This is a genomic window from Campylobacter concisus (genome assembly GCF_003048985.1).
GTDB classification, from domain to species: domain Bacteria; phylum Campylobacterota; class Campylobacteria; order Campylobacterales; family Campylobacteraceae; genus Campylobacter_A; species Campylobacter_A concisus_AY.
In genome coordinates this window covers 120,242-128,142 of record NZ_PIRS01000007.1, presented here as the reverse complement: position 1 = coordinate 128,142, position 7,901 = coordinate 120,242, and the positions used below count along the sequence as shown (strand labels likewise).

The 7,901-nt window shown below is 33.1% G+C and carries 8 protein-coding genes and 1 pseudogene; all 9 read left to right on the top strand.

What is annotated here, in order from left to right:
• Positions 1–205, top strand: a pseudogene (locus tag CVS91_RS06295) (hypothetical protein); the annotation flags it as partial.
• Positions 202–1,323, top strand: a complete 1,122-nt coding sequence (locus CVS91_RS06290) for a DegT/DnrJ/EryC1/StrS family aminotransferase (protein ID WP_107831066.1) — start codon at positions 202–204, stop codon at positions 1,321–1,323. The pseudogene CVS91_RS06295 and the gene CVS91_RS06290, both read left to right, overlap by 4 nt.
• A complete protein-coding gene (locus CVS91_RS06285; RefSeq protein WP_107831064.1) occupies positions 1,320–2,357 on the top strand; it encodes an ATP-grasp domain-containing protein in 1,038 nt (345 codons plus the stop codon). The genes CVS91_RS06290 and CVS91_RS06285 overlap by 4 nt, the downstream gene beginning before the upstream one ends.
• Before the next feature lie 3 nt (positions 2,358–2,360).
• On the top strand, positions 2,361–3,014 hold the full coding sequence (locus CVS91_RS06280) for an HAD family hydrolase (RefSeq protein ID WP_107831062.1): 654 nt from the start codon (positions 2,361–2,363) through the stop codon (positions 3,012–3,014).
• Entirely contained in the window at positions 3,011–4,174 is a 1,164-nt protein-coding gene (gene neuC, locus CVS91_RS06275) for a UDP-N-acetylglucosamine 2-epimerase (RefSeq protein WP_107831060.1), read from the top strand. Before CVS91_RS06280 ends, neuC begins: the two co-directional genes overlap by 4 nt.
• The gene (locus CVS91_RS06270) at positions 4,171–4,830 is read left to right on the top strand and encodes a PIG-L deacetylase family protein (RefSeq protein WP_107831058.1); all 660 of its coding nucleotides are present in this window, start codon (positions 4,171–4,173) and stop codon (positions 4,828–4,830) included. Before neuC ends, CVS91_RS06270 begins: the two co-directional genes overlap by 4 nt.
• On the top strand, positions 4,827–5,873 hold the full coding sequence (locus CVS91_RS06265; RefSeq protein WP_107831056.1) for a nucleotidyltransferase family protein: 1,047 nt from the start codon (positions 4,827–4,829) through the stop codon (positions 5,871–5,873). Before CVS91_RS06270 ends, CVS91_RS06265 begins: the two co-directional genes overlap by 4 nt.
• On the top strand, positions 5,873–6,601 hold the full coding sequence (locus tag CVS91_RS06260; protein WP_107831054.1) for a cytidylyltransferase domain-containing protein: 729 nt from the start codon (positions 5,873–5,875) through the stop codon (positions 6,599–6,601). Before CVS91_RS06265 ends, CVS91_RS06260 begins: the two co-directional genes overlap by 1 nt.
• Positions 6,585–7,877, top strand: coding sequence for a glutamate-1-semialdehyde 2,1-aminomutase (locus tag CVS91_RS06255; protein ID WP_107831052.1), 1,293 nt, complete (start codon positions 6,585–6,587; stop codon positions 7,875–7,877). The genes CVS91_RS06260 and CVS91_RS06255 overlap by 17 nt, the downstream gene beginning before the upstream one ends.
• Positions 7,878–7,901: the final 24 nt, after the last annotated feature.

The window sequence follows — 7,901 nt, the reverse complement described above, 5'->3', positions numbered from 1 at the left end:
CAGCAATTCTTTAAAATTGGTTGAAATTGCAAACGAAATTATAAAATTAACAGAAAGTAATTCAAAAATAATATTGATAGATAAAACTCTTTCGTATGATTTTGATGTTATTATAGATATAACAAAGGCTCAAAAATTGTTAGATTTTAAGCCTTTTAGCATAGAAGAAGGGTTAAAAAAATATGTTGAGGTTGCAAGAAAATGAAAAAATATAATACAGCTTTTCCTTTTTTCCCACAAGATGATATTAAAAAAATACTGAAAGAAACTAGAGAAATATTAAGTGGCAAAAAAATGCTCACTATGGGCGAGAATGTTCAAAAATTTGAAAAAGAATTTGCAAAATATTGCCAGAGTAAATATTCAGTAGCTACTAACTCTTGCACGAGCGCTTTGGAAATCGCTTTAACTAGTTTAAATTTAACTAAAGACGATGAAGTAATAGTTCCGGTTCAAACTTTTGTGGCTACAGGTTCATCTGTTTTAAAAAGTGGTGCCAAAATTGTTTTTTGCGATATAGATGATGATTTTTTATTAGATTTTAAATTTATGAAAAAACTTATTAATAAAAATACCAAAGCGGTCATTATAGTGCACTTTGCTGGGATGATAAGTAAAGACATACTAAAAATAAAGGAGTATTTAAAAGCGAGAAATATTACCCTTATTGAGGACGCTGCCCATGCTCATGGTGCGACTTTTGGAGAGCTAAAGGCTGGAAACATTGGCGATATAGGTTGTTTTTCATTTTACTCGACAAAAATCATAACAACTGGCGAGGGTGGAATGATAACAACCAATAGCAAGGAAATTTTTGAAAAATGTGCAAGTTTTAGAAATAGGGGAATAGATATAAATTTTAACGGCGAATTATTTGTTAATCTTGGCTCAAATAATAGGATGACTGAATTTCAGGCATTATTAGGCGTTTATCAGTTAAAAAGATTGGAAGAATTTGTAAAATATAGAAATAAAATAGCGAGTATATATAAAAATGAATTATCAAGTTTTATTAGCAAAGGCATTGTCCATTTACAGGTTCCGGCTGAAAATAGTAGGCACTCCTATTGGAGGTTTATAGTGTTTTTAAAAAGTCACAATAGAGATGAGATTATTAAAAAGCTAAATGAAATGAATATAAAAGCGGATGCTCCATATTTTCCGTTACTTCACGATCAACCATTATTTAAGGATACAAAAAGAGAGAAAATGCTAAATGCACAAAGGCTTTCAAAAACACACATATCCTTACCGATGCACATGCTAATCGGTAAGGGTGATGCTATGACTATTGTTAAAAAACTAAAGGAAGTATTAATATGAGGAAAGTAAATTTATTAGTAACTACTGTTGGCGGAATGACTAGCCCGGATATACTAAAAGCACTTAAGAATACGCTAGAGTATGACATAAATATTATAGGGGTTGATGCATTTGAATTTGCTGTTGGTAGAAAATTTGTTGATACTTTTGAAATTTCTCCAAATAGCGCTATAGATGAGACTAAGTTTGTGGATTTTATTGAAAAATTAGCAAGGAAATATAACATAGAAGTAATATTGCCTTGTGGTAACGAAGACAATCTGGTTCTTGCTAAATTCATAGAAAAAATGCCTTGCAAGGTTATTGTCGGGCAATATCAGAATCTAATTAAGGCATATGACAAAGGAATAGTCTATGATGAGTTAAAATCTAGTATCCCCGAACACTGCCCAAAATATTTTATCGTTAATAGCTATTTCGATTTTTTAGAATCTATAAAAAAAATAGGATATCCAGATAAAAAAGTTGTAATCAAGCCAAGGTTTGGAAGGGGCGGAAGGGGCGTGTATATTCTTAGCGATAAATTTGACTTTGAAAATATTTTTAAATCAAAGCCAATAAATGAGTACCCTTTTAATTTTTTTGATAGAATTCTTAAAGATCAAAATAAATTTGATGATTTGATTGTAATGGAATATTTACATGATCCGTATTATAGTATCTACTCAATTTGCAAAGACGGAGAGAATTTTTTTACGCTAACTCATACGAGGGAGTGGGGTAATGCTTCGCAGACTTTTAGGGGAAAGGTTTATTATGATAGAAAAATAGAAGAACTAGCTTCGAACATCATTAAAAAATTTAATTTATCTTACGTAAATAACATGGAATTAGCAACTACAGAAGATGGCAAGATTGCGCTTTTTGATTTAAATCCAAGAATCGGTGCAAGTAGCGGAATAGACAAAGATATAGGGTTTAATTTCCCATTGGAAACTTTAAAACTTGCTCTTGGAGAAAAAATAAAAATAGATAAATCTAAATTTCAAACTCCAAAAACATTTCTTAGATATTTCGATCAGGTTTGGCTGTAACATATGATAAAAGCGGTTATTTTTGATTTAGATAATACTCTTTACGATGAAAAGTTGTATTTCTTAATGGTATTTGAAGAATTTTCAAAAGTTTATGGCATAGATGCTGATCTGTTTAAGAACGCCTACGATGATCGTTTTATATTGCACAGTAAGGATATCTTTACAGATATCTTAAAAAAAATAAATTTTTATTCTAAAGATAGACAAAATGAACTATTTGAAATATACAAAAATATTAATTGTCGTTTGAAGCTATATGAAGAGGCTCATATTCTGATGGATTACCTGAATTGCAAGAATATTTGTAAGGCAATCTTAACTAATGGTGTGGTGATGGCTCAAAAAAATAAAGTTCGAGCTTTGAATCTGGAAAAATTTACCGATAAAATAGTCTACGCTAGAGAGTTTGGCAAAGAATTTGAAAAACCGAATGAAAAGCCGTTTTTGGAGACTTTAAAGCTTTTGGGTGTTGAAAATAAAAATGCTATCTTTGTGGGGGATAACCCGCATACTGATATTGTTGGGGCAACAAAAGCAGGGATAAAAGCCTTTAGATTTATAAATGGCTATACTTCACATATTGAGTTTGCATATGACTATAACATAAATAATTTATTAGAAATAAAAAATTACTTGGAGATGGAGAATAGATGAAAAAGATACTAGCAATAACAGGAATTCGCTCTGAATATGATATTTTGTATCCTGTATTAAAAGAGTTACAAAATAATAAAAATTTTGATCTGAAAGTTGTCATTACTGGTGCCCATCTTTCAGATTGGCATGGATTTACATTGGATAAAATCAAAGATGATGGTTTTGATATAGCTGAAAAAATTGATTCTCTGCTCATGACAAATAGAAAAACCCAAAGATCAAAAGGAGTTGGATTGTTAATCGAAGGGCTTACTCAAGTAGTAGATAGAGAAAGACCTGATTTTTTACTTTTTGTTGGAGATAGAGAAGAGAGTATAGCAACTTGTGTTGTTGGTAACTATATGGATGTTTTAGTCGCTCATATTGGCGGCGGGGATCCTGTCTATGGAAACTCCGATGATCCGATAAGGATGGCTTGTAGCAAACTTGCTCACATTCATTTTGCTACAGCGAATGAATATGCAGAAAATATAAAAAGATTGGGTGAGGAAGAATTTAGAATCTGTTTTAGCGGAAACCCAGCGCTCAATAATATCTTAGAGACGAAGATTATTGATAGGAAAAAATTAGGTGAATTTTTGGATATTGATATAGATAGCAGTGAGTATCTGGTTGTTTTAAAACACCCTCTATCGTCTGAGATTGAGGACAGCTATAGACAAATGAATATAACAATGAATGCAATAAGTGAATTTGCTTTTGAAAATAAGGTTAAAGTGATAGGCATTTATCCAAACACAGATCCAGGCTCTTATGATATTTTAAAAGCCATAGATGATAATTGTAGCGAAAATATAAAATTTTATAAAACATTACCCAGGGAGATATTTGTCAATATTATGAGGAATGCGAAGGTGTTGGTCGGTAATTCAAGCATGGGTATATTGGAAGCTCCATTTTATAAATTGCCTGTTGTAAACATAGGAAACAGACAAAAAGGGAGACTAAATGCTGGAAATGTAGAATTTGTAGAATACGACAAAGATCAGATAAAAAAATCTATAGAAAAAGCTTTTTATAACAAGGAATATAGAGATTCTGTCAAAAATTTACAAAATCCTTATGGAGATGGCTATGCTCATAAAAAAATTGTCGATTTTTTAGATAAAGTCGATTTGAATGATAGAAAGTGGCATATAAAAAGAAAGTTAATATGAAAAATAAAATTTTAGTAGTAGCTGTTCATCCAGATGACGAAACTTTAGGCTGTGGCGGAACGCTTTTAAGGTATAAAGCGAGTGGCGATAAGATTCATTGGCTTATTTGCACAAAAATAGACGAAAATAATGACTATTTTGCTATTAGAGAAAATGAGATAAAACAAACTTCGGATGCTTATAAATTTGATGGTGTTTTTAGTTTGGGACTTAATACAATGCGAGTAGATGAGTATAGTATGAGCGAACTTATAGGCAAAGTCTCAAAGGTAATAAGTGAGGTAAAGCCAAACATCATATACCTTCCATTTAAAAGTGACGTGCATAGCGACCATAGGAAAATTTTTGAAGCGAGCTATAGCTGCACAAAGGTATTTAGATATCCATTTATCAAAAAGATATACATGATGGAAATTCTAAGTGAAACAGAATTTGCCCCAGGTGTTAAAGAGGATGCTTTTATGCCAAATTCATTTGTGGATATAAGCAATTATCTTGATAAAAAAATAGAAATAATGAAAATTTTTAAAAGTGAAATAGGGGAACATCCATTTCCAAGAAGTGAAAGAAATTTAAGAGCATTAGCCACCTTAAGGGGGGCAACTTGTGGATGTGAGTATGCTGAAAGTTTTATGCTTTTAAAGGAAATTTTATGAAAAATATAAAAAACATAAAGCTAAAACAAAATGCTACCATAAAGGAAGCTTTGGGGATTATAGATAGCGGAGCTATGCAGATAGCTTTAGTTGTTGATGACAATGATAAGCTCCTTGGGACACTAACAGATGGCGATATAAGAAGGGGTATATTAAGGGGGCTAGACCTTGATAGTCCTATAGAGACGATAGTTTTTAAAGAGCCGGCTATTGCAAAAATTTCTAGTACAAAAGAGGAAATTTTAAAGATAGCATTATCTAAAAAACTTCACCAGATACCAATAGTAGATGATAATGGAATAGTTTTGGACTTAAAAGAGATAGAAGAGCTTGTTGAGCCAAAGATCAAGACAAATAGAGTTATCCTAATGGTAGGAGGTCTTGGTACTAGACTTAGACCACTCACGCAAGATACGCCAAAGCCGATGCTAAAGGTTGGAAATAAGCCGATCCTTCAGACGATAGTCGAGAAATTTGCGGAGTATGGATTTGCAAATATCACAATGTGTGTAAATTTTAATGCCAGTATCATTAGAGACTATTTTGGTGACGGAAAAGAATTTGGCGTAAATATAGACTACGTTTTAGAGGAAAAAAGGATGGGCACAGCAGGGGCGTTAAGCTTACTAAAAGAGCGCCCGAGTGAGCCATTTTTCGTAATGAACGGCGATCTTCTTACAAATGTAAATTTCGAGCACATTTTTAACTACCACACGCTACATAAAGCCACAGCTACAATGTGCGTCAGAGAGTACGACTATGAGGTACCTTACGGTGTGGTAAAGATGAATGATAATAAAATAACTGCTATCGCAGAAAAACCAGTGCAGAAATTTTTTGTAAGTGCTGGGATATATATGCTCTCACCTGAAATTTTAGATCTGATCCCTAAAAATGAGTTTTACGACATGCCTGCGCTATTTGAAAAGCTTATAAAATTAAGTAAAAATGTTATATCATTCCCGATCAGAGAGTATTGGCTTGATATAGGACGCATGGAAGAATACCAAAGAGCAAATGAAGAGTATAAAGAAGTTTTTTAATGTATAAAAATAATAGTTTTTTAGCGATTGTACCGGCAAGAGGAGGCAGCAAGGGTTTGCCTGGAAAAAATATTAAAGAATTATGTGGAAAGCCACTTGTTGCGTGGAGCATAGAGGCTGGACTAAAAAGTAAATATGTAGATGAGGTCATGGTTAGCACTGACGATGAGAAAATCGCAGAAATTTCAAAAAAGCATGGTGCAAATGTCCCTTTTTTAAGACCAAGCGACTTGGCAAGTGATACCGCCACAACCTTTGATGCTGTAAAACACACTATAGATTATTATAAAAATGAATTAAAAAAAGAGTTTGACTATATCGTTTTATTAGAGCCTACATCACCTTTGAGAGAAGTTTGCGATATAGATAGGGCTATTGAAATTTTACTAGAGTCAAAGGCTGATTCGATTGTTGGAATTTGTAAAACAGAGAGTCAAAATCCAGCTTTTTTAGTCTCAAAAGATGAAAAAGGCTTAATTTCTGGATATGAAAATAAAGATATGAGGGTTTTAAGAAGGCAAGAGATAAAAGATGTTTATTTCTTTGAAGGAACGATCTATGTCTCTAAGACGGATGTTTTGCTTGATAAAAAAACATTTTATCACGACAACACCATAGGCTATGAAGTCCCAAAATACAAATCACTAGAGATAGATGATATTGATGATTTTGTAATGGTTGAAGCGATAATGAATTATAAAGGTTATAAAAATGGCTTATCAAGATAGATTATTAAAAGCAATACCAGGTGGTGCGCATACTTATAGCAGAGGGTTTGATCAGTATCCAGCCAATGCTCCACAAATTTTAAAAAGAGGGAAAGGCGCATATGTATATGACGAAAATGGTAGAGAATTTTTAGACTATGGAATGGCGCTTAGGGCTGTAAATTTAGGTTACGCGAATGAAGAAATAAATAAAGCTGCGATCGAGCAAATAGAATTTGGAAACAATCTAACTAAGCCTAGCATGATTGAGCTAGAGGCTGCTGAATTATTAATAGATATGATAGATAGTGTTGATATGGTTAAATTTACTAAAAATGGCTCAACAGCAACAACAGCAGCTATTAAACTTAGTAGAGCATACACTGGAAGGGAGCTGGTTGCAAGATGCGCAGAGCACCCATTTTTTAGCTATGATGACTGGTTTATTGGCTCTACACAACTTACCAAGGGTATACCGCAAAAGGATACTGAAGGTACAAAAACGTTTGGCTACAATAACATTGAAAGCTTAGAGAGGCTTTTTAATGAATTTCCTAATCAAATAGCTTGTGTGATTTTAGAGCCAGCGGCAACAGAGCACCCAAAAGATAATTTTTTACATAAAGTAAGAGATCTGTGTCATAAAAATGGAGCAGTATTTATACTTGACGAGATGATAACTGGCTTTAGATGGCATTTAAAAGGGGCTCAATATTATTACGACATTAAGCCTGATTTGTGCACTTTTGGAAAGGCAATGGCAAATGGATTTTCAGTTGCGGCTATTGCTGGAAAAAGAGAGATAATGCAGCTTGGCAGTATAGAATTTGAAGGCAGGGAGAGAGTCTTTTTGCTATCAACAACACATGGTGCAGAGATGAGTGGCTTAGGTGCTTTTGTTGCGGCTATGAAATTTATGAAAGAGCATAATGTGGTTGAGTATATTTGGAACTATGGCACAAAACTAATCTCGATGATAAATGAGCTTGCAAAAAAATATGAAATCGAAAGAAATTTCGTAGCAGGCGGGATCGAGTGCAGCCCGTACTATTTGACCTTTGATAAAAATGGTCAAAATTCTTTAGGGCTAAGAACTCTTTTTTCTCAAGAAATGATCAAAAATGGTGTGCTTATTCCTTGGGTGGCACTTTCTTATGCTCACGGAGAAAATGAACTTACAAAGACTAAAAACGCACTAGAAAAAACTTTTGAAGTTTATAGAAAGGCAGTTAATGAGGGATATGAAAGATATTTAGTAGGTAGCCCTATCAAGCCAGTGTTTAGAAAATTTAACTAAAAGTAAAATTTATATAAGGAACAG

What these genes read in the sequence shown, in the direction of transcription:
- CVS91_RS06255 (WP_107831052.1), top strand. Translation starts at nt 6,585, where the DNA reads ATGGCTTATCAAGATAGATTATTAAAAGCAATACCAGGTGGTGCGCAT.
- CVS91_RS06290 (WP_107831066.1), top strand. Translation starts at nt 202, where the DNA reads ATGAAAAAATATAATACAGCTTTTCCTTTTTTCCCACAAGATGATATT.
- CVS91_RS06260 (WP_107831054.1), top strand. Translation starts at nt 5,873, where the DNA reads ATGTATAAAAATAATAGTTTTTTAGCGATTGTACCGGCAAGAGGAGGC.
- CVS91_RS06270 (WP_107831058.1), top strand. Translation starts at nt 4,171, where the DNA reads ATGAAAAATAAAATTTTAGTAGTAGCTGTTCATCCAGATGACGAAACT.
- neuC (WP_107831060.1), top strand. Translation starts at nt 3,011, where the DNA reads ATGAAAAAGATACTAGCAATAACAGGAATTCGCTCTGAATATGATATT.
- CVS91_RS06285 (WP_107831064.1), top strand. Translation starts at nt 1,320, where the DNA reads ATGAGGAAAGTAAATTTATTAGTAACTACTGTTGGCGGAATGACTAGC.
- CVS91_RS06280 (WP_107831062.1), top strand. Translation starts at nt 2,361, where the DNA reads ATGATAAAAGCGGTTATTTTTGATTTAGATAATACTCTTTACGATGAA.
- CVS91_RS06265 (WP_107831056.1), top strand. Translation starts at nt 4,827, where the DNA reads ATGAAAAATATAAAAAACATAAAGCTAAAACAAAATGCTACCATAAAG.